This is a genomic window from Pseudomonas palmensis, assembly GCF_017848315.1.
GTDB classification, from domain to species: domain Bacteria; phylum Pseudomonadota; class Gammaproteobacteria; order Pseudomonadales; family Pseudomonadaceae; genus Aquipseudomonas; species Aquipseudomonas palmensis.
Genome location: NZ_JAFKEC010000004.1, coordinates 1 through 20672, shown reverse-complemented (window position 1 = coordinate 20672; position 20672 = coordinate 1). Strand labels below are relative to the sequence as shown.

The 20672-nt window shown below is 65.1% G+C and carries 20 protein-coding genes; 6 read left to right on the top strand and 14 right to left on the bottom strand.

Features of this window, described 5'->3' with window-relative positions; genetic code table 11:
* The first annotated feature begins 7 nt into the window (after positions 1–7).
* On the top strand, positions 8–1525 hold the full coding sequence (lnt, locus tag JZZ72_RS03700) for an apolipoprotein N-acyltransferase (RefSeq protein WP_210014049.1): 1518 nt from the start codon (positions 8–10) through the stop codon (positions 1523–1525).
* On the opposite strand, the gene JZZ72_RS03695 is transcribed toward lnt, so the two are convergent.
* Both JZZ72_RS03695 and JZZ72_RS03690 read right to left on the bottom strand, forming a co-directional pair.
* Positions 1522–2283: a YdcF family protein gene (locus JZZ72_RS03695; protein WP_210014048.1), complete on the bottom strand. Its 762-nt coding sequence runs from the start codon at positions 2281–2283 to the stop codon at positions 1522–1524. The genes lnt and JZZ72_RS03695 overlap by 4 nt on opposite strands.
* Before the next feature lie 134 nt (positions 2284–2417).
* Positions 2418–2735: a hypothetical protein gene (locus tag JZZ72_RS03690; protein WP_043863893.1), complete on the bottom strand. Its 318-nt coding sequence runs from the start codon at positions 2733–2735 to the stop codon at positions 2418–2420.
* Between the two features lie 237 nt (positions 2736–2972).
* Between JZZ72_RS03690 and leuS the strand changes: the two genes are divergently transcribed.
* The 5 genes from leuS to JZZ72_RS03665 all read left to right on the top strand — a co-directional run bounded on the left by leuS (position 2973) and on the right by JZZ72_RS03665 (position 9003).
* Complete coding sequence (leuS, locus tag JZZ72_RS03685) at positions 2973–5579, top strand: leucine--tRNA ligase (protein WP_210014047.1); 2607 nt, start codon at positions 2973–2975, stop codon at positions 5577–5579.
* Between the two features lie 58 nt (positions 5580–5637).
* Positions 5638–6243, top strand: coding sequence for an LPS-assembly lipoprotein LptE (locus tag JZZ72_RS03680; RefSeq protein ID WP_104571896.1), 606 nt, complete (start codon positions 5638–5640; stop codon positions 6241–6243).
* Between the two features lie 39 nt (positions 6244–6282).
* Positions 6283–7320, top strand: coding sequence for a DNA polymerase III subunit delta (gene holA / locus JZZ72_RS03675; RefSeq protein WP_058540594.1), 1038 nt, complete (start codon positions 6283–6285; stop codon positions 7318–7320).
* A gap of 140 nt (positions 7321–7460) precedes the next feature.
* Complete coding sequence (gene arfA / locus JZZ72_RS03670) at positions 7461–7625, top strand: alternative ribosome rescue factor ArfA (RefSeq protein WP_054916343.1); 165 nt, start codon at positions 7461–7463, stop codon at positions 7623–7625.
* 61 nt (positions 7626–7686) lie between these two features.
* Positions 7687–9003, top strand: a complete 1317-nt coding sequence (locus JZZ72_RS03665) for a lytic murein transglycosylase (RefSeq protein ID WP_043863897.1) — start codon at positions 7687–7689, stop codon at positions 9001–9003.
* Positions 9004–9139: 136 nt separating this feature from the next.
* Here JZZ72_RS03665 and lipA read toward each other — a convergent pair whose 3' ends face one another.
* The 12 genes from lipA to JZZ72_RS03605 form a co-directional block, all read right to left on the bottom strand.
* Positions 9140–10162: a lipoyl synthase gene (lipA, locus tag JZZ72_RS03660; protein WP_043863898.1), complete on the bottom strand. Its 1023-nt coding sequence runs from the start codon at positions 10160–10162 to the stop codon at positions 9140–9142.
* Positions 10163–10164: 2 nt separating this feature from the next.
* Complete coding sequence (lipB, locus tag JZZ72_RS03655; protein ID WP_043863899.1) at positions 10165–10812, bottom strand: lipoyl(octanoyl) transferase LipB; 648 nt, start codon at positions 10810–10812, stop codon at positions 10165–10167.
* Positions 10812–11087, bottom strand: a complete 276-nt coding sequence (locus tag JZZ72_RS03650) for a DUF493 domain-containing protein (protein ID WP_043863900.1) — start codon at positions 11085–11087, stop codon at positions 10812–10814. Before JZZ72_RS03650 ends, lipB begins: the two co-directional genes overlap by 1 nt.
* A 76-nt stretch (positions 11088–11163) precedes the next feature.
* The gene (locus JZZ72_RS03645) at positions 11164–12324 is read right to left on the bottom strand and encodes a D-alanyl-D-alanine carboxypeptidase family protein (protein WP_043863901.1); all 1161 of its coding nucleotides are present in this window, start codon (positions 12322–12324) and stop codon (positions 11164–11166) included.
* Positions 12325–12459: 135 nt separating this feature from the next.
* The gene (locus JZZ72_RS03640; protein WP_043863902.1) at positions 12460–13461 is read right to left on the bottom strand and encodes a septal ring lytic transglycosylase RlpA family protein; all 1002 of its coding nucleotides are present in this window, start codon (positions 13459–13461) and stop codon (positions 12460–12462) included.
* A complete protein-coding gene (gene mltB / locus JZZ72_RS03635) occupies positions 13461–14471 on the bottom strand; it encodes a lytic murein transglycosylase B (RefSeq protein ID WP_043863903.1) in 1011 nt (336 codons plus the stop codon). The genes JZZ72_RS03640 and mltB overlap by 1 nt, the downstream gene beginning before the upstream one ends.
* A gap of 17 nt (positions 14472–14488) precedes the next feature.
* Positions 14489–15592 (bottom strand): rod shape-determining protein RodA, encoded by a 1104-nt coding sequence (gene rodA / locus JZZ72_RS03630; protein ID WP_043863944.1) that lies wholly within the window; start codon positions 15590–15592, stop codon positions 14489–14491.
* A gap of 31 nt (positions 15593–15623) precedes the next feature.
* Positions 15624–17576, bottom strand: a complete 1953-nt coding sequence (gene mrdA, locus JZZ72_RS03625) for a penicillin-binding protein 2 (RefSeq protein WP_054916341.1) — start codon at positions 17574–17576, stop codon at positions 15624–15626.
* Between the two features lie 15 nt (positions 17577–17591).
* Positions 17592–18059, bottom strand: coding sequence for a 23S rRNA (pseudouridine(1915)-N(3))-methyltransferase RlmH (gene rlmH / locus JZZ72_RS03620; RefSeq protein ID WP_010222895.1), 468 nt, complete (start codon positions 18057–18059; stop codon positions 17592–17594).
* 9 nt (positions 18060–18068) lie between these two features.
* Positions 18069–18494: a ribosome silencing factor gene (gene rsfS, locus JZZ72_RS03615; protein ID WP_088514344.1), complete on the bottom strand. Its 426-nt coding sequence runs from the start codon at positions 18492–18494 to the stop codon at positions 18069–18071.
* A gap of 44 nt (positions 18495–18538) precedes the next feature.
* On the bottom strand, positions 18539–19225 hold the full coding sequence (gene nadD / locus JZZ72_RS03610; protein ID WP_210014046.1) for a nicotinate-nucleotide adenylyltransferase: 687 nt from the start codon (positions 19223–19225) through the stop codon (positions 18539–18541).
* Positions 19226–19227: 2 nt separating this feature from the next.
* Positions 19228–20499, bottom strand: a complete 1272-nt coding sequence (locus tag JZZ72_RS03605; protein ID WP_043863907.1) for a glutamate-5-semialdehyde dehydrogenase — start codon at positions 20497–20499, stop codon at positions 19228–19230.
* Positions 20500–20672 lie beyond the last annotated feature (173 nt).

Here is a 20672-nt window from a genome sequence, read left to right as displayed (position 1 = left end):
GACAACCATGCGCTGGATCACCCGCCCCGGCTGGCCCGGTAACCTGCTGGCCGTGGCGGCCGGCGCCCTCACCCCGCTGAGCCTGGCCCCATTCGACATCTGGTCGCTGTCGCTGCTGTCGCTGGCGCTGTTCTACCTCGGCCTGCGCGAGCTGAGCCCGCGCCAGGCGCTGTGGCGCGGCTGGTGCTACGGCTTCGGCCTGTTCGGTGCTGGCACCTGGTGGATCTACGTCAGCATCCACGACTACGGCGGCGCCTCGGCGCTGCTGGCCGGCGGCCTGATGCTGCTGTTCTTCGCCGCCATCGCGTGGTTTTTCGCCCTGCCGGCCTGGCTGTGGGCGCGCTGGCTGCGCCGCCCTGAAGCACCGCTGGCCGACGCCCTGTGCTTTGCCGCCCTGTGGGTGGGCCAGGAGGCGTTCCGCGGCTGGTTTCTCACCGGTTTCCCGTGGCTCTATGCCGGCTACAGTCAGCTGGACGGTCCGCTGGCGGGCCTGGCCCCGCTGGGCGGCATGTGGCTGGTGTCCTTCACCGTGGCCCTGACCGCCGCCCTGCTGTGCAACCTGCATCGCCTGCGCGAGCGCAAGGGCTTCATGGCCATCGGCGCGCTGCTGCTGTTCGCCCCGTGGATCATCGGCCTGGCGCTCAAGGGCCATGCCTGGACCGTGCCTTCGGGCGAGCCGCTGAAGGTCGCGGCAATCCAGGGCAACATCGAGCAGGAACTGAAGTGGGACCCCGAGCAGCTCAACCGGCAACTGGCGCTGTACCGCGACATGAGCTTCAGTTCCCGGCCCGTGGACCTGATCGTGTGGCCCGAAACCGCAGTGCCGGTGCTCAAGGAGCAGGCCCAGGGCTACCTGGACATGATGGGCAGCTTCGCCACTGACCGGCATTCGGCGCTGATCACGGGTGTGCCGGTACGTGAGGTGGTGCACCAGCAGCGACGCTACTACAACGGCATCACCGTGGTCGGCGAGGGTGACGGCACCTACCTCAAGCAGAAGCTGGTGCCCTTTGGCGAGTACGTGCCCCTGCAGGACATGCTGCGTGGCCTGATCGCCTTCTTCGACCTGCCGATGTCGGACTTCGCCCGCGGCCCCGAAGACCAGGCAATGCTGCAGGCCAAGGGCTACCACCTGGCGCCGATGATCTGCTACGAAGTGGTCTACCCGGAACTGGCCGCCAGCCTTGCCGCCAAGAGCGACATCCTGCTGACCATCAGCAACGACACCTGGTTCGGCAAGTCGATCGGCCCCATCCAGCACCTGCAGATGGCGCAGATGCGCGCGCTGGAAGCCGGGCGCTGGATGATCCGCGCCACCAACAACGGCGTCACCGGCCTGATCGACCCGTTCGGCAAGATCACCGCGCAGATTCCGCAGTTCGAACGCGGCATCCTCTACGGTGAAGTGGTGCCGATGCAGAAACTCACGCCCTACCTGCACTGGCGCTCCTGGCCGCTGACCCTCCTGTGCCTGGGCCTGTTCGGCTGGGCCCTGCTGGCCAGCCGCATTGCCAAGACGGTCTAGTAGAACAGGCGATAACCCAGCAGGCCGACTGCTTCGTTGAGCAGTTGGCCGCTCTGCCACATGGCGCGGCTCTCGGGCATCCAGCCGCCGAACGGGCGTGCATAGGCATGCCCCAGATAGCCAACCGGCGCCGCCACCACGTCGAACCCCGCCTGTTCGAAACTCCACACTGAGCGCGGCATGTGCCAGGCCTGGGTGACCACCACCACACGCTTCACCCCCTGCGGCAACAGCAGCGCGGCGCTCATCTGGGCGTTCTCCCAGGTGGTACGGCTCTGCTCTTCGAGCCAGCGTACCGGCACGTCGAAATCGCGCTGCAACGAATCGGCCATCAATCGCGCCTCGCTCGGCGGCGTACCGTAGTGCAGCCCACCGCTGGTCAACAGCGGCAGGCCGCTGGCCTTGGCCAGTTGCGCCGCGTAGCGCATGCGCTCCAGTGCCACGCCGGTGGGCTGGTCGGCGCCACCCCAGGCCGGATCACCGCGCTCGCGCCCGGCGCCCAGCACCACGATCGCGTCGGCCTGGCCGGCCAGCGCCTGCCAATGCTGCGGCGCAAGCGGCGGCACACGCTCCAGCTGGCGCGCCGCGAACTCCACCACCACCGGCAGGCTCATCAGCCACAGCCCGCCCAGGCCGGCGATGAAACACAACAGCGAGGTACGCGGCCAGGACCGGCGCAGCCACCACGCTGCCAGCAGCAGCAACAGCAGCACGCCGGGCGGCAGAATCAGTTGTTTGATGAAATAGCGAAATGGCATCAGGCACCTCCATGGATGCCCAAGGCTACAGACAAACGGCGCCTGGCAACAATGCCGCCAGGCGCCGATCAATGGGAATCATGGTGCCAGTGGCGCACTCCGCCTGCGCCTGATTGTGCCCGGCAACTGCCTATCTATTTGCAGTGCAGCTTTCCGGGCTTTGCCGTGTGGGTGGAACGCGCCGCCTGCTTGAGCCAGACGACCTTGGCCCTGGACGGCGGCTGCGCTTGCTGCATCGCTTCGGCACGACCCGGCGCACCCTCCGGCAACGACGCCAGATAGGCCCTGATCACGTCGAATTCGGCGCGGCTCAGGCCACGCAGTTCCAGTTCGGCAGGCATTTCATCACGCAATCGAGCGGCCGTACGGGCGACATCCAGGGCAAGCCCCAGGCGATCGAGCAACCGCTCGTAAATCTCCGGCTTCAGTGGTTCCAGCTGCGACTCTCCCATCCGTTCACCTCATTGAAGATAAGATTCATCTCCCCCCACACGTCAGCTTAGCGGCACTCCCAAAACCAGCCCGTTGCCGCGACCAACGGAACGCCGGCCGATCCGGTGCAATCAGGGTTTCCCACGATGGACGGGGGTCATGTATGCTACGGCGTTCACTCTTGACACCGGATTGCCGGGCACAACGGTTTTGAACCAGCCTGGATAAGGTCTCCCATTTCTCAGCGCAAAGTAGCCATGCACGAACTCTATCAGCCCCGCGAAATCGAAGCCGCCGCCCAGTCTTACTGGAACGAGCACCACTCTTTTGACGTCAGTGAACAGCCAGGCAAGGACACCTACTACTGCCTGTCGATGTTCCCTTACCCAAGCGGCAAGCTACACATGGGGCACGTGCGCAACTACACCATCGGCGACGTGATCGCGCGCTACCAGCGCATGCTCGGCAAGAACGTCCTGCAGCCAATGGGCTGGGACGCCTTCGGCATGCCGGCGGAAAACGCCGCGATGAAGAACAACGTGGCACCGGCCAAGTGGACCTACGAAAACATCGATTACATGAAGACCCAGCTCAAGAGCCTGGGCCTGGCGATCGACTGGACCCGCGAGATCACCACCTGCAAGCCGGACTACTACCGCTGGGAGCAGTGGCTGTTCACCCGCCTGTTCGAAAAGGGCGTGATCTACCGCAAGAACGGCACCGTGAACTGGGACCCGGCCGACCAGACCGTACTGGCCAACGAGCAGGTCATCGACGGCCGTGGCTGGCGTTCCGGCGCGCTGATCGAAAAGCGCGAAATCCCGATGTACTACTTCAAGATCACCGCCTACGCCGACGAGCTGCTGGAAAGCCTCGACGAGCTGCCGGGCTGGCCTGAACAGGTCAAGACCATGCAGCGCAACTGGATCGGCAAGTCGCGCGGCATGGAAGTGCAGTTCCCCTACGACCAGGCCAGCATCGGCGAAGCGGGCACGCTGAAAGTCTTCACCACCCGCCCCGACACCCTGATGGGCGCCACCTACGTGGCAGTGGCCGCAGAGCACCCGCTGGCGACCCTCGCAGCCAAGGGCAACCCTGAGCTGCAGGCGTTCATCGACGAGTGCAAGAGCGGCAGCGTTGCCGAAGCCGACGTCGCCACCCAGGAGAAGAAGGGCCTGGCCACTTCGCTGCTGGTCGAGCACCCGCTGACCGGCGAGAAGCTCCCGGTGTGGGTCGCCAACTACGTGCTGATGCACTACGGCGACGGCGCAGTCATGGCCGTACCGGCCCACGACGAACGCGACTTCGAGTTCGCCACCAAGTACAAGCTGCCGATCAAGACCGTGGTGCGCACCAGTGCCGGCGATCAAGTGGGCAGCGAATGGCAGGCCGCCTACAACGAGCACGGCCAGCTGATCAACTCCGGCGCGTTCGACGGCCTGGACTTCCCCGGCGCCTTCGATGCCATCGAAGCCGCCCTGATCACCAAGGGCCTGGGCCAATCGCGCACCCAGTTCCGCCTGCGCGACTGGGGCATCAGCCGCCAGCGCTACTGGGGCTGCCCGATCCCGATCATCCATTGCGACGCCTGTGGCGACGTACCGGTGCCGGAAGACCAACTGCCGGTCATCCTGCCGGAGAACGTGGTTCCGGACGGCGCCGGCTCGCCGCTGGCGCGCCTGCCTGAATTCTACGAATGCAGCTGCCCGAAATGCGGTAAGCCGGCCAAGCGCGAAACCGACACCATGGACACCTTCGTCGAGTCGTCCTGGTACTTCGCCCGTTATGCCTCGCCCAACTACGACCAGGGCCTGGTCGACCCTAAGGCGGCCAACCACTGGCTGCCGGTCGATCAATACATCGGCGGTATCGAGCACGCGATCCTGCACCTGCTGTACGCACGCTTCTTCCACAAGCTGATGCGCGACGAAGGGCTGGTCACCTCCAACGAGCCGTTCAAGAACCTGCTGACCCAGGGCATGGTCGTGGCCGACACCTACTACCGTGTCGCCAGCAACGGCGGCCAGGACTGGTTCAACCCGGCCGACGTCGAAGTCGAGCTGGATGCCAAGGGCAAGGCCATCAGTGCGCGCCTGAAGACCGACGGCCTGCCGGTGATCATCGGTGGCACCGAGAAGATGTCCAAGTCCAAGAACAACGGCGTCGACCCGCAATCGATGATCGAAGCCTACGGTGCCGACACCTGCCGCCTGTTCATGATGTTCGCTTCGCCGCCCGACATGAGCCTGGAATGGTCCGACTCCGGCGTCGAGGGTGCCAACCGCTTCCTGCGCCGCGTCTGGCGCCTGGCCCAGGCCCACGTTGGCCAGGGCCTGCCGGGCAAGCTGGAGCTGGGCAACCTGAACGACGCACAGAAGCTGGTACGCCGTGCCACCCATTCGGCGATCCGCCAGGCCAGCATCGACGTGGGCCAGCACAACAAGTTCAACACCGCCATCGCCCAGGTGATGACCCTGATGAACGTGCTGGAAAAGGCCTCGCAAGCCACCGACCTGGACCGCGCACTGATCCAGGAAGGCCTGGAGACCGTGGCCCTGATACTGGCGCCGATCACCCCGCACATCAGCCACGAGTTGTGGCAGCGCCTGGGCCACACCCAGGCCATCATCGATGCCGGCTGGCCGGCGGTCGACGAAAGCGCGCTGGTGCAGGACACCCTCGAACTGGTCATCCAGGTCAACGGCAAGCTGCGCGGGCACATCGAAATGCCGGCCGGCGCCAGCCGTGAAGAAATCGAGGCCGCCGCGCGCAGCAACGAGAACGTGCTGCGTTTCACCGAAGGCCTGAGCATCCGCAAGGTCATCGTGGTACCTGGCAAGCTGGTCAATATCGTCGCCAACTGAGAGCAACGGGCGCCTTGATGGCGCCCGCACCGCCTACAAGGTTCAAGGGAGCAACAAGATGATCAAACGCAATCTGCTGGTGATGGGCCTGGCGGTCCTGCTCAGCGCCTGCGGTTTCCAGCTGCGCGGCACCGGTGTCACCGAGCTGAGCCTCAAGGAAATCGACCTGAGCGCGCGCAACGCCTATGGCGAAACCGTGACCCAGCTGCGCCAGGTACTGCAAACCAGCGGCGTCAACGTGCACACAGGTGCGCCGTACAAGCTGATCCTGACCAACGAACAGGAAAACCAGCGCGCGGCCAGCTATGCCGGCGCCGGCCGTTCGGTGGAGTACGAGCTGACCACCGAGCTTAGCTACGAAATCAAGGGCCTGGACAACCTGAGCCTGCTGAACGACAAGATCGAAGTGCAGAAGGTCTACGTGCACGACAGCAACAACCTGACCGGTTCCGATCAGGAAGCCGGCCAGATCCGTGACGAGATTCGTCGCGAGCTGGTACAGCGCATGGTGCTGCGCCTGCAGCAACTGACCCCCGAGCAGCTCGAAAGCCTGCAACAGCAGGCCGATGAGCGGGCCAAGGCCGAAGCCCAGGCGCTTGAAGCTGCACGTCGTGCCCAGGATGCAACCCCCCAGCAATCGCCGCTGGAACTGCCGGCCAACTGAGCCTGAACGGGGCGCTTCGGCGCCCCGTCTATCTGCCCTATGAAGCTCACACCTGCCCAACTGCCCAAACACCTGCAAGGCAACCTCGCACCGGTCTACGTGATCAGTGGCGACGACCCGTTGCTGTGCCAGGAAGCCGCCGATGCGGTGCGCCTGGCGGCTCGCCAGCAAGGGTTCGACGAACGCCAGGTGTTCAGCGCCGATGCCAACTTCGACTGGGGCACCCTGCTGCAGGCCGGTGCCAGCCTGTCGCTGTTCGCGCAAAAGCGTGTGCTGGAGCTGCGCCTGCCATCGGGCAAGCCCGGCGACAAGGGCGCGGCGGCACTGATCGAATACTGTGCGCGCCCGGCCGACGACACCCTGCTGCTGGTCAGTCTGCCCAAACTTGATGGCAGCGCGCAGAAGACCAAGTGGGGCAAGGCCCTGATCGAAGGCCAGCAGGTGCAGTTCGTGCAGATCTGGCCGGTCGACACCCAACAGCTGCCGCAATGGATCAACCAGCGCCTGGCCCAGGCCGGGCTCTCGGCCCAGCGTGATGCGGTAGAGCTGATCGCCGCACGGGTCGAAGGCAACCTGCTGGCCGCAGCGCAGGAGATCGAAAAGCTCAAGCTGCTGGCCGACGGCAACACGATCACCGTGGAAACCGTGCAGGCAGCAGTGGCCGACAGTGCACGTTTCGACGTGTTTGGCCTGGTCGATGCGATCCTCAACGGCGAGGCCGCGCATGCACTGCGCATGCTCGAGGGGCTGCGCGGCGAAGGGGTCGAGCCACCGGTGATCCTCTGGGCACTGGCGCGCGAGCTGCGTGTACTGGCCGGCCTGGCCCAGCAGTTCGCCCAGGGCGTGCCGCTGGACAAGGCGTTCAGCCAGGCTCGCCCGCCAGTGTGGGACAAGCGCAAGCCGTTGATGAGCAAGGCCCTGCAGCGTTACTCGGCGCAACGCTGGGCGCAGCTGCTGCAGGATGCCCAGCGCATCGATGCGCAGATAAAGGGCCAGGCCCAGGGCTCGCCCTGGGTGAGCCTGTCGCGGCTGTCGCTGTTGATGGCGGGGCAGCGGCTGGCATTGCCTGCCGAGTAACCCCCAACTGACGGTCAGCACCGCCGAAGCTTCTGGGGGGCCGCTGCGCAGCCCATCGCCGGCAATGCCGGCTCTGCCCTTGCCTGCGAGGGGTTCAGCGCCTATATTGCGCCCACACCCATCTGAGCAGGACCTCTGCCATGAGCAAAAAGCCCGCAAAGCACCGGCCCAACAAGGCCAAATCGATCATCGCCCAGCCCTTGTTCCGCAGCCGTCAGGAACCCGCCGGCAAAGGCAAAGGCAGCTACCGCCGCGAAGCCTTCCAATCGAGAGATTGGGAGGCTTCTCACTTTTTGGCCGCATGAAAGCAAGAAACCCACAGGCATGATATGGTCGTCACCTGACCTGAAATACCTGGACCCATGCATGCCCTTATGCCCCTCCCGTCGCCGGCAACTTCGCCAGCTGACCGCAGCTTCCAGCCTTATCCTGCTCGTCGCCTGTGCCGAGCAACCTACCGTCGCCGACACCCTGCCCCTGGCTCCCGCGCAACCTGCCCCGGTGGTCACCCTGCCCACCCCGAACACCGACGCCAGCCCGGAAATCCAGCCCCTGCAGACCTTTGCCCAATGGCAAGCCGGCTTTCGTCAGCAGGCCCTGCAGGCCGGCATCACCCCGGCCACCTTCGACCGCGCGTTCATCGGCATCACCCCCGACATGGACGTGATCAAGGCCGACCGCAGCCAACCCGAATTCACCCGGCCGGTGTGGGAATACCTCGAGGGCGCGCTGTCGCCCCTGCGCGTTCGCAACGGCAAGAAGCTGCTCGACCAGCATGCCGTCCTGCTCAGCCAGCTGGAGCAACGCTATGGCGTGGACCGCAGCGTACTGGTGTCGGTATGGGGCATGGAGAGCAACTTCGGCCAGTTCCAGGGCAGCAAGTCGGTGATCCGCTCCCTGGCCACCCTGGCCTATGAAGGACGCCGCCCGGCATTTGCCCAGGCGCAGCTGATCGCGGCCCTGCAGATCCTGCAGAACGGCGATATCCAGCCCGAGGCCATGCTGGGTTCGTGGGCCGGCGCAATGGGCCAGACCCAGTTCATCCCGACCACCTACAACACCCACGCCGTGGACTTCGACGGCGACGGTCGCCGCGACATCTGGAAGAGCTCGGCCGATGCGCTGGCCTCCACCGCGCACTACCTGCAAAGCTCCGGCTGGAAACGTGGCGAGCCCTGGGGCTTCGAAGTCCAGGTGCCAGGCAGCTTCGACTACTGGCTGGCCGATGGCAGCCTGCGCAAGAGCGTGGCGGAGTGGCAGCAACTGGGTGTGACCCTGCCAGCCGGTGCCCGTGCCCCGGCTGGTACCGAACAGCTGTCGGCCGCCCTGCTGCTGCCGGCGGGCGCCCGTGGCCCGGCATTCCTGGTGCTGGACAATTTCCGCGCGATCCTCAAGTACAACAACTCGTCGTCCTATGCGCTGGCCGTAAGCCTGCTGGCGGAACGCTTCGACAACTCGGGCTTCATTCGCGGGTCGTGGCCAAAGGATGACCTGCCGCTGAGCCGCAGCGAGCGGATCGAGCTGCAGCAACTGCTCAGCGCCAACAATTATGACGCGGGCACCGCAGACGGGATCATCGGCGCCAACACGCGCAAGGCCATCCGCAGTGCGCAGCAGGCGCAGGGCTGGCCGGCCGATGGCTACCCGACGCACAAGTTGCTGGAAAGCCTGCGCAAGCGCTGACAGCGCGACGGCAGGGCCGGCTCCCACAGCCTGTAGGAGCCGGCCTTGCCGGCGAAGAAGCCAGTGAAGCCATCAACAAAAAGGCCCCCGTACCATCGCTGGTACGGGGGCCTTTTTTCAGCCAGTCACACGCCGGTCACAGCTTGATCTTGGCCTCGTGCGCCTGTTGGTCGGCATGGTACGACGAACGCACCAGCGGGCCCGAGGCGACGTTCTTGAAGCCCATCTTGTAGCCTTCCTCGGCGAACCAGGCGAAGGTGTCCGGGTGCACGAAGCGCTGCACCGGCAAGTGGCTGCGCGATGGCTGCAGGTACTGGCCCAGGGTCAGCATGTCGATGTTGTGCTCGCGCATGCGATGCATAACCTCGATCACTTCCTCGTCGGTCTCGCCCAGGCCCAGCATCAGGCCGGACTTGGTCGGTACGTGCGGCACCAGCTCCTTGAACTTCTGCAGCAGGGTCAGCGACCACTGGTAGTCCGAACCCGGACGCGCGGCCTTGTACAGGCGCGGCACGGTTTCCAGGTTGTGGTTGAACACATCCGGCGGCTCTTGCGCCGTGATCGCCAGTGCCACGTCCATGCGTCCGCGGTAGTCCGGCACCAGGGTTTCCAGCTGCACGCCCGGCGACAGCTTGCGGATCTCGCGCAGGCAGTCGGCAAAGTGCTGGGCACCGCCGTCACGCAGGTCGTCGCGGTCCACCGAGGTGATCACCACATACTTCAGGCGCAGGTCGGCGATGGCCACGGCCAGGTTCATCGGCTCGTCGACATCCAGCGCTTTGGGCCGGCCGTGGCCGACGTCGCAGAACGGGCAGCGACGGGTGCAGATGTCACCCATGATCATGAAGGTGGCGGTGCCACCCGAGAAGCACTCGCCCAGGTTCGGGCAGGAAGCCTCTTCGCACACGCTGTGCAGCTTGTGCTTGCGCAGCAGCTGCTTGATGCGGTCGACTTCCGGCGACACCGGGATGCGCACGCGGATCCAGTCAGGTTTTTTCGGCAGTTCCTCGGTCGGGATGATCTTGACCGGGATACGTGCAACCTTTTCGGCGCCACGCAGCTTGACGCCAGCTTCGACCTTGGGCCGTGGGGCCGGGCGCGCGCTGACGTCCTGAGTGGGAATAAGGGTTTGCTGCGGTTCTTGCACAACAGTATTCATATTCAGTCGATTCCGCCCGCAAGGGTCGTCTGCTCAGCATAGTCGAGGTGCTTGACCAGCTGCCCGCGCAGCCTTGCCCTTACCTCGGTGAGTTCGATCGGGCCTGCCTGATCGCGCAGCTGGGTCATGGCCAGCCCCGCATACCCGCAGGGGTTAATCCGGCGGAATGGCGCAAGGTCCATGTCCACGTTCAAGGCAAGGCCATGAAAAGAACAGCCATTGCGAATGCGCAAGCCGAGGGAGGCGATCTTCGCCCCGTCGACGTAGACGCCAGGCGCGTCGGGCTTGGCCGCCGCCTCGACGCCATAACTGCCCAGCAGCTCGATCAGGCAGCGCTCCATGCGGCTGACCAGGTCACGCACGCCAAAGCCCAGGCGGCGTACATCGAGCAACAGGTAGGCCACTAGCTGACCCGGTCCATGGTAGGTCACCTGGCCACCGCGGTCGGTCTGCACCACCGGGATATCTCCCGGCAGCAGCAGGTGCTCGGCCTTGCCGGCCTGGCCCTGGGTGAACACCGGCGGGTGTTCAACCAGCCACACTTCATCGGCCGTGCCCGGGCCACGCTGGTCGGTGAACCGACGCATGGCCTCGAGCACGGCCGTGTAAGGCAGCAGGCCGAGGTCGCGAAAGCCGAGGCTGGCCGACATCAGAGCACCATTTTCACGATTCCGGTCGCGCGCAGGGCACTGTTGATGTTCTGCAACTGGTCTTCACTGGTGGCAATGATGTGCAGCTGCACCGTGGTGTACTTGCCTTCCTTGCTCTGGCGCTCGGCCAGGGTCTTGAGGTCGACCTCGGCGTATTTCTTGAGAATCTCGATCACCGTGTCCCTGAAATGGACCACGGTGTCGCCGATTATCTTGATCGGGTAATCGGCGCAGGGGAATTCGATCTTGTGCGACTTGACGTCTGGTTCGGTCATGGCAGTAACGGCCTCGTAAGCCGTGGCAACAACAATGCCCCCGCGTGAGTGTGCGGGGGCATGGCAGGTCACGATATCAGTTGAACAGCCCGTAGAAGAATAGCCGAATGCTATCCCACGCACGACGCAGGAAACCACCTTCCTCCACGTCGTCCAGCGCGATCAGGTCGGCGCTGTGTACCACATTGTCATCCAGTTTGACTTCCACTTTACCGATCACGTCACCTTTGGCGATGGGCGCGGTCAGTTGCGGGTTCATGGTCATGCTTGCAGCCAGCTTCTTCAATTGGCCTTTAGGCAAAGTCATGCTCAGGTCTTCGGCAAGACCTGCCTTGACCTGGGCTGTCTTGCCCTTCCACACCGGCGCCTGGGCCAGTTCGGTGCCCTTCTGGTAGAAGGTCTGGGTCTCGAAGAAGCGGAAACCGTAGGTCAGCAGCTTCTGGGTTTCGGCAGCGCGCGATTGCTCGCTGTTGGTACCGAACACCACGGCGATCAGGCGCATGCCGTCACGTACTGCCGAGGACACCATGCAGTAGCCCGCCTCGTCGGTGTGGCCGGTCTTCAGGCCGTCGACGGTCTTGTCGCGCCACAGCAGCAGGTTGCGGTTGGGCTGCTTGATGTTGTTCCAGAAGAATTCCTTCTGCGAGTAGATCGCGTAGTGCGCCGGATCCTCGTGGATGATCGCCCGTGCCAGCACCGCCATGTCGTGCGCCGAGGAGTAGTGCTCGGGGTTCGGCAGGCCGGTGGGGTTCATGAAGTGGCTGTTGCTCATGCCCAGGTCGGTGGCAGTCTTGTTCATCATGTCGGCGAAGGCGTCCTCACTGCCGGCGATGTGCTCGGCCAGGGCGACGCTGGCGTCGTTGCCGGACTGGATGATGATGCCGTGCAGCAGGTCGCTGACGCTGACCTGGGTGCCGACCTTGATGAACATGCGCGAGCCGCCGGTACGCCAGGCGTTTTCGCTGACGGTGACCGGATCGTTCTCGCCGATCTGCCCGCGACGGATGTCCAGGGTGGCGATGTAGGCGGTCATCAGCTTGGTCAGGCTCGCCGGAGGCAGGCGCTGGTCGCCATTGTTCTCGACCAGGATGTTGCCGCTGGAGGCTTCCATGAGCACGTAGGACTTGGCTGCCAGTTGCGGCGGCGACGGCATCATCTGCTCTGCCGCGAAAGCGGCAGGAGCGATCATCAGCGGTACAAGCAGGCAAAGGCGTTTGGCAAAGCTGGTTATGTTCATCCGTCTCTCGAAATGGCTATTGGGCTCATGCCCTCGCGGGCAAAACGTATTCCAGGCGCTGGGCCTGGCGAGCAAAACGGCCATTGTACATGGCTGCTCTGCCCGACTGCATGACAAACCGATCAGTCCCCCCGATCAGTCTGCCGTGACGACTTTGGGTTGCCCCAGGTTGGCCAGGCGCACGCTGTCCTGCATCTGCTGGGCCTCGCCCTGGCTGTTGATCGGCCCCAGGCGCACGCGGTGCAGGGTCTGCTGGTTGCGCACGATGGAACTGATGAACACCGGCGCGCTGACCATGCCGCTGAGCTTGGAGCGCAGCAGTTCGGCCGCATCCGGGTTGGCGAACGCGCCGACCTGCAAGTAAAGACCATTGCTGGCCGGCCCGCTGCCGTTGTTGGCAACCTGCACCGGCACCACGGCCGCGGCGTGCTGCTGCGGCGGCGGGGTCCATTGCTCGACGGTGCCGGTACTGGCCGGCAGCGGCTGGGTCTGGGCCACCTGGGGCTGGTTGAGCACCATCGGCGCCTGCTGACCACGCTGGGCCCACCATTGCTGCGGGTCGATGCCCTCGACGCGCACCCGGGCGGTACCGGTTTCGGCGTAGCCGAGCTTCTTGGCCGCGGCGTAGGACAGGTCGATGATGCGGTCCGAATAGAACGGACCACGGTCGTTGACCCGCAGGATCACGCTGCGCTGGTTGTCCAGGTTGGTCACCTTGACGTAGGCCGGCAGTGGCAGGGTCTTGTGCGCCGCACTCATGCCGTACAGGTCGTACACCTCGCCATTGGCGGTGTTCTGCCCGTGGAACTTGGTGCCGTACCACGACGCCGTGCCCTCGGCGCGGTAGTTGCGCGAGTCCTGGATCGGGAAGTAGGTCTTGCCCAGCACCGTGTAGGGGTTGGCCTTGTAGTTGCCGGTGTGCACCGTTGGGGTGGCGTCGGGGATCTTCGAGACATCCACGTCCCACCACGGCGCGCCGTCCTTGTGGGCCCGGTTGATGTCCAGGCCCGGCTTGGCGCGAACCACGTTGCTGCCACCTTGCGGCGTCGGGCGGCTGGAGGAGCAGCTGACCAGCAACAGGCCCAGGGCCGCGCAACCGATCAGTTTGAGAGATGTGTCAGTAAACAGTACGCGCATTACCTGGCGCCCCTTGCCTGGACCAGCTGATCCGAGAGTTGATGTACCGCCATGGCGTACATCACGCTGCGGTTGTAGCGAGTGATCGCGTAGAAATTCTTCAGGCCCAGCCAGTATTCCGGGCCGTTGTCGCCTTCGAGCCGGAAGGCGGTGACCGGCAGATCATCGCGCAGCGCATCATGACTCGACCAGCCCAGTGCCCGCAACTGCGCGACGGTCTTGACCGCCTCGATACCCGGGCTCAGGCCCTCGTCGACACGTTCGCCACGCACCTGGGCGCGGCTGACCACGCCCTCGCCGGCCACCCAGCCATGGCGCTTGAAGTAGCTGGCCACGCTGCCGATGGCATCGTCCGGGTTGGTCCAGATATTGATGTGGCCGTCGCCGTCGAAGTCCACGGCATAGGCGCGAAAGCTGCTGGGCATGAACTGCGGCAGGCCCATGGCGCCGGCGTACGAGCCCTTGAGGGTCAGCGGGTCGACCTGCTCTTCGCGGGCCAGCAGCAGGAACTCGCGCAGCTCCTTGCGGAAGAACTCGGCCCGCGGCGGGTAATCGAAGCCCAGGGTCGACAGCGCGTCGATCACCCGGTAATTGCCGGTGTTGCGGCCAAAGAAGGTCTCCACGCCGATGATCGCCACGATCACCTGGGCAGGCACGCCGTATTCCTTTTCGGCGCGCGCCAGGGTGGCCTCGTGCTGGCGCCAGAAGTCCACACCGCGGGCGATACGCGCGTCGGTGATGAACATCGGCCGGTATTCCTTCCACGGCTTGACCCGCTCGGCCGGGCGCGAGATCGCATCCAGGATCGACTGCTTGCGCTGCGCCTCGCGAAACACCGCCATCAGTTGCTCGCCGGCAAAGCCGTAGTCGCGGGTCATCTCGCCGACGAACTCGGCCACCTGGGGCGAGCCGTCATAATCGGCGGCACTCGCCTGCTGACCTGGGGCCAGCAGCCCCAACAGCCCGACCCAGGGGGCACAGCGAGCCACCCAGCCACGCATTGCTTGCATTGAATTGTTCACCTTATTCAAACCTGCGCGATCCATTTGCGGTGCGTGTGGATCGACATCAAAACCCCAAACGCTGACAGCAGCGTCACGAGCGAAGTTCCGCCATAGCTGATGAAGGGCAGCGGCACGCCCACCACGGGCAACAGGCCGCTCACCATACCGATATTGACGAACACGTATACGAAGAAGGTCATGGTCAGGCTGCCGGCCAGCAGCTTGCCGTACAGCGTCTGCGCCTGGGCCGTGATCACCAGGCCGCGACCGATCAGCAGCAGGTAGATCAGCAGCAGCGCGCAGATGCCCACCAGGCCGAATTCCTCGCCGAGCACGGCGATGATGAAGTCGGTGTGGCTCTCGGGCAGAAAGTCCAGGTGCGACTGGGTGCCGAGCAGCCAACCCTTGCCGAATACCCCACCCGAGCCGATCGCCGCCTTGGACTGGATGATGTTCCAGCCGGTGCCCAACGGGTCGCTTTCCGGGTCGAGGAAGGTCAGCACGCGCTGCTTCTGGTAGTCGTGCATGACGAAGAACCACATCGCCACCGCCACCGGCACTGCCGCCGCCAGCACGCTGAGGATCCAGCGCCAGCGCAGCCCGCCCATGAACAGCACGAACGCGCCCGAGGCCAGGATCAGCAACGCGGTGCCCAGGTCGGGCTGGCGCACGATGAGAATGAACGGCACACCGATCAGGATCAGGCTGATCATCACGTGCTTGAGGTGCGGCGGCAGGGTGCGCTTGGCCAGGTACCAGGCGATGGTCGCCGGCATGATGATCTTCATGAACTCCGACGGCTGGAAGCGGATCACCCCGGGGATGTTGATCCAGCGCGTGGCGCCCATGGCGTTGTGGCCCATCACGTCCACCACCACCAGCAGGATCACCCCGCCGACGTACGCCAGTGGCACCCAGCGCGCCATGAAGCGTGGCTCCAGCTGGGCGATGACGAACATCGACACCAGGCCCAGGCCGAACGAGGACGCCTGCTTGAGCAGCATGTCCCAGTTCTTGCCGCTGGCCGAATACAGCACGAACAGGCTGCCGGCGGCCAGGGTCAGCAGCAGCACCAGCAGCGGGCCGTCGACGTGGATGCGCTGCAGGAAGCTGGCGCGGCGGCGCATCACGTCCTCGCTGGAGAGCATGCGATCGAAATTACTCTTCACGGGCCGTTTCCTGCGCGGTTGTAGGGTTGGCTGGCGGGGCGGCCGGGGTGGTCACCGACACATTGGTCGGGGCGCCCGCGGGGTTGGCGTATTCAGGCTTGAGGCGACCGTTCTGGTCGAGCAGCCAGGCGTCCATCACCTGGCGCACCACGGGGGCGGCCACGCCGGAGCCGGACTCGCCGTTCTCGACCATCACCGACACCACGATCTTCGGGTTTTCGGCCGGGGCGAAGGACACGAACAGGGCGTGGTCGCGGTGACGCTCCTGCACCTTGTTGCGGTCATACTTCTCGCCCTGCTTGATCGCGACCACCTGCGCGGTACCACTCTTGCCGGCGATGCGGTACTGCGCGCCGATGGCGGCCTTGCGCGCGGTACCACGGGCACCGTGCATCACCATCTCCATGCCGTGGGTGACCCTGTTCCAGTCGGCCTTGTCACGCAGCACGATGTCTTCCATCGGGTTCTCGTCCACCGGCCGCACGCCCTCGACGGTCTTGGCCAGGTGCGGGCGGTTCCACTTGCCCTTGCTGGCGATCAGCGCGGTGGCCTGGGCCAGTTGCAGCGGCGTGGCCTGCATGTAGCCCTGGCCGATGCCGAGGATCAGTGTCTCGCCGGGGAACCACGCCTGGCGCCGGGTCGCGCGCTTCCAGTCACGCGACGGCATCAGCCCGGAGGATTCCTCGAACATGTCCAGCGCGACCTTCTGGCCGATGCCGAAGCGGTTCATGTAGGCCGAAAGCCGGTCGATGCCGACCTTGTGCGCCAGGTCGTAGAAATAGGTGTCGTTGGAACGCATGATCGCCGTGTCGAGGTCGACCCAGCCATCGCCGGTGCGGTTCCAGTTGCGGTACTTGTGGTCATAGTTGGGCAGTTGGTAGTAGCCCGGGTCGAACACCCGCGAGGTGGCCGTGACCGCGCCGGTGTCCAGGCCGACGATGGCCACTGCCGGCTTGATCGTCGACCCCGGCGGGTACAGGCCGCGCAGTACGCGGTTGAACAGCGGGCGGTCGATCGAGTCGCGCAGCTCGGCATAGGCCTTGAAGCTGATGCCGGTGACGAAGGGGTTGGGGTCGAAGCTCGGCTGACTGACCATCGCCAGCACTTCACCTGTGTTCGGGTCGAGCGCCACGATCGCGCCACGACGACCGCCCAGCGCCGCTTCGGCAGCTTCCTGCAGCTTGATGTCCAGGCTCAGGACGATGTCCTTGCCGGGGATCGGATCGGTACGCTTGAGCACCCGCAGCACCCGGCCACGGGCGTTGGTCTCGACCTCTTCGTAGCCGACCTGGCCATGCAGCTCGGCTTCGTAGAAGCGCTCGATACCGGTCTTGCCGATATGGTGGGTGCCACTGTAGTTGACCGGGTCGAGGGACTTGAGCTCTTTTTCGTTGATGCGCCCCACATAGCCGACCGAATGCGCAAAGTGCGCACCCTGCGGGTAATGGCGTACCAGCTGCGCCGCCACCTCCACACCCGGCAGACGGAACTGGTTCACCGCTATCCGGGCGATCTGCTCTTCGGTCAGCTCGAACAGGATCGGTACCGGCTCGAAGGGCCGACGCCCCTGGCGCATGCGTTTTTCGAACAGTGCCCGGTCGTCCTCGGTCAGCTCCAGCACCTCGACAATGGAATCGAGTACCTGCTGCCAGTCACCGGAACGCTCGCGGGTCATGGTCAGGCTGAAGCTTGGCCGGTTGTCGGCGACGATCACCCCGTTGCGGTCGAAGATCAGCCCGCGTGTCGGCGGGATCGGCTGCACATGCACCCGGTTGTTCTCCGACAGCGTGGAGTGGTAGTCGTACTGAATGACCTGCAGGTAGTACAGCCGGGCGATCAGCACGCAAATCAGCAGCACGATCGCGACTGCGCCGACCACGACGCGGCTACGCACCAGGCGGGCGTCTTTCTCGTGGTCCTTGAGGCGAATCGGCTGCGACATTGAAAAGGCTTACGACTATTTGTGGTAAGGGTGCCCGGACAACACGGTCCAGGCGCGGTACAGCTGTTCGCCGATCAGTATCCTTACCAACGGGTGCGGCAAGGTCAGCGGCGACAGCGACCAGCGCTGCTCGGCCCGCGCACAGACTTCCGGCGCCAGCCCTTCGGGGCCGCCGACCATGAAGTTGACGGTACGCGAGTCGAGGCGCCAGCGGTCCAGTTCGACCGCCAGCTGTTCGGTGCTCCACGGCTTGCCGTGCACCTCGAGGGTGACGATACGCTCGCCCGGCTGGACCTTGGCCAGCATGGCCTCGCCCTCCTGACGGATCAGGCGGGCAACGTCGGCATTCTTGCCGCGCGTGTTGAGCGGTATCTCCACCAGCTCCAGGGACAGCTCCGACGGCAGGCGCTTGGCATATTCATGCCAGCCGTCCTCGACCCATTTGGGCATGCGCGAGCCGACCGCGATCAGACGCAGACGCACGGGGCTACCTTATTCCTGGTCTTTGTTGAGCTTGGCGAAGTGCTCGTGGGTGTGCTCCGGGCTGTGGTGCTTGCCATCGGCGGCACGGCTCTGCTCGGCACCTTTCCACAGGCGCTCCAGGTCGTAGAACTGACGGGCCGAGGCGGTCATCATGTGCACGATGACGTCGTCCAGGTCCAGCAGCACCCAGTCGCTGTCGCCCTTGCCTTCTTCGCCCAGCGGACGAACGCCCTTCTCCTTGACCATCTGGCGGACCTTGTCCAGCATCGCGCTGATCTGGCGGTTGGAGGTACCGGTGGCGATGATCATGTAGTCGGTGATGCTCTGCTTGTCGCGAACGTCGATGACCAGGACGTCCTGGGCCTTGACGTCTTCAAGGGCAGCTACCGCGACCTTGACCAGCTCTTCGCCTTTAATCATTTCTTGCTTGCTCATATAAAACTCATTCAACTCGTAGGTATGAGGCGCCGTTGGCGCACTCAGTTCGGCACACGGTACAGGCCGTGCGCATCGATATAGGCCAGTACTGCGTCCGGCACCAGAAACCGCACCGACTTGCCGCTGGCCAGCAGCTGTCGGATCTGCGTGGCCGACACCGACAAGGGTGTCTGCCAGACGAATGCTATGTGCCCGGCCGGCCCCTGCAGGGCTTGCGGGTCACTCACCGAACGTGCGGCCAGCAGGTTGCGCAGGGCATCCGGCGACTCGACGTCGGCATCCGGGCGCTGAAGCACCAGGATATGACAGTGTTGCAACAACTCTTCCCAGCGATGCCAGCTCGGCAGGCCGCAGAATGCGTCCCAGCCCAGCAGCAGGAACAACTGGTCGTCAGCGGCCATTTCGGCGCGCATCAGCTCCAGCGTATCGATGGTGTAGGACGGCTTGTCCCGGGCCAGCTCACGCGCATCGACGCTCAGCAGGGGCACGCCCTCGACCGCGCGCTCGACCATGGCCAGGCGATCCTGCGCCGACACCTGCGGGATGTCGCGGTGCGGCGGGCGCGCATTGGGCATCAGGCGCAGTTCGTCCAGCGTCAGCACCTCGGCCACCTCCAGCGCACTGCGCAGGTGACCGATGTGCACCGGATCGAACGTGCCGCCGAGCACGCCGATGCGCCGGGCGGGCGACGGCGTGGCAGCAACGGCGAGCGGGCTGTGCTCGGCCAAGGTCAGAACGACTCCTGACCGCGCAGCTGGCCGTCACCGATCACCACGTACTTCTCGCAGGTCAGCCCTTCCAGGCCGACCGGGCCGCGTGCATGCAGCTTGTCGGTGGAAATGCCGATCTCGGCCCCCAGGCCGTACTCGAAGCCGTCGGCAAAGCAGGTCGGGGTGTTGATCATCACCGACGAGGAGTCGACCTCGGCGGTAAAGCGCCGGGCCTGACCCTGGTGTTCGGTGACGATCGAATCGGTATGGTGCGAACCATAGTGGTTGATGTGCTCGATGGCCGCATCCAGGCCATCGACCACGCGAATCGACAGAATCGCCGCCAGGTACTCGGTGCTCCAGTCGTCTTCGCTGGCCGGCAGTGCCTCGATGATCTGCCGGGTGCGCTCGCAGCCCCGCAGCTCCACGCCCTTGTCGCGAAACTGGCTGGCCATCGCCGGCAGGAACGCCGCGGCGACCGACTGGTCGACCAGCAGGGTTTCCATGGCGCCGCAGATGCCGTAGCGATAGGTCTTGGCGTTGAAGGCGATGCGTTGGGCCTTGTCCAGCTCGGCGTGCTCGGCCACGTACACGTGGCAGATGCCGTCCAGGTGCTTGATCACCGGCACCCGTGCGTCGCGGCTGACCCGTTCGATCAGGCCCTTGCCGCCACGGGGCACGATCACGTCGACGTACTCGGGCATGCTGATCAGCGCGCCCACCGCCTCGCGGTCGGTGACCTCGACCACCTGCACCACCGCCGCGGGCAGGTCGGCCTCGGCCAGGCCGCGCTGGATGCAGGCGGCAATGGCACGGTTGGAATGAATGGCTTCGGAGCCGCCACGCAGGATGGTGGCGTTGCCCGACTTCAGGCACAGGCTGGCAGCGTCGATGGTCACGTTGGGGCGCGACTCGTAGATGATGCCGATGACGCCCAGCGGTACGCGCATCTTGCCGACCTGGATGCCGGAGGGGCGATAGCTCATGTCGCGGATGGCACCGACCGGGTCCGGCAGGCTGGCCACCTGGCGCAGGCCGACGATCATGCCGTCGATGCGGGCCGGGGTCAGCGCCAGGCGCTCGAGCATGGCCGGCTCCAGACCATTGGCGCGACCGGCAGCCAGGTCCAGTTCGTTGGCGGCACCCAGCTCGGCGCGGGCGGCGTCCAGGGCATTGGCGGCAGCGTGCAGGGCGCGGTTCTTCTGCGCGGTGCTGGCGCGGGCAATCACGCGCGCGGCCTCACGGGCGGCGCGACCCAGGCGGGTCATGTAGTCAAGAACGGACTCAGTCATGGGCTCAGTGTCTTGGCGGAGGGGAAAATCGGCTGATTATAACTGTCATGCAGGTATACGCCCAGCGGTGTCAGGCGGATGGTCGAAAACAGTGTATGAAGATGTACCGTAGCGCGTCCCTTCGCCGGCAAGGCCGGCTCCAGCAAAGCCCCGCCGCCGACCCGGACCATAAA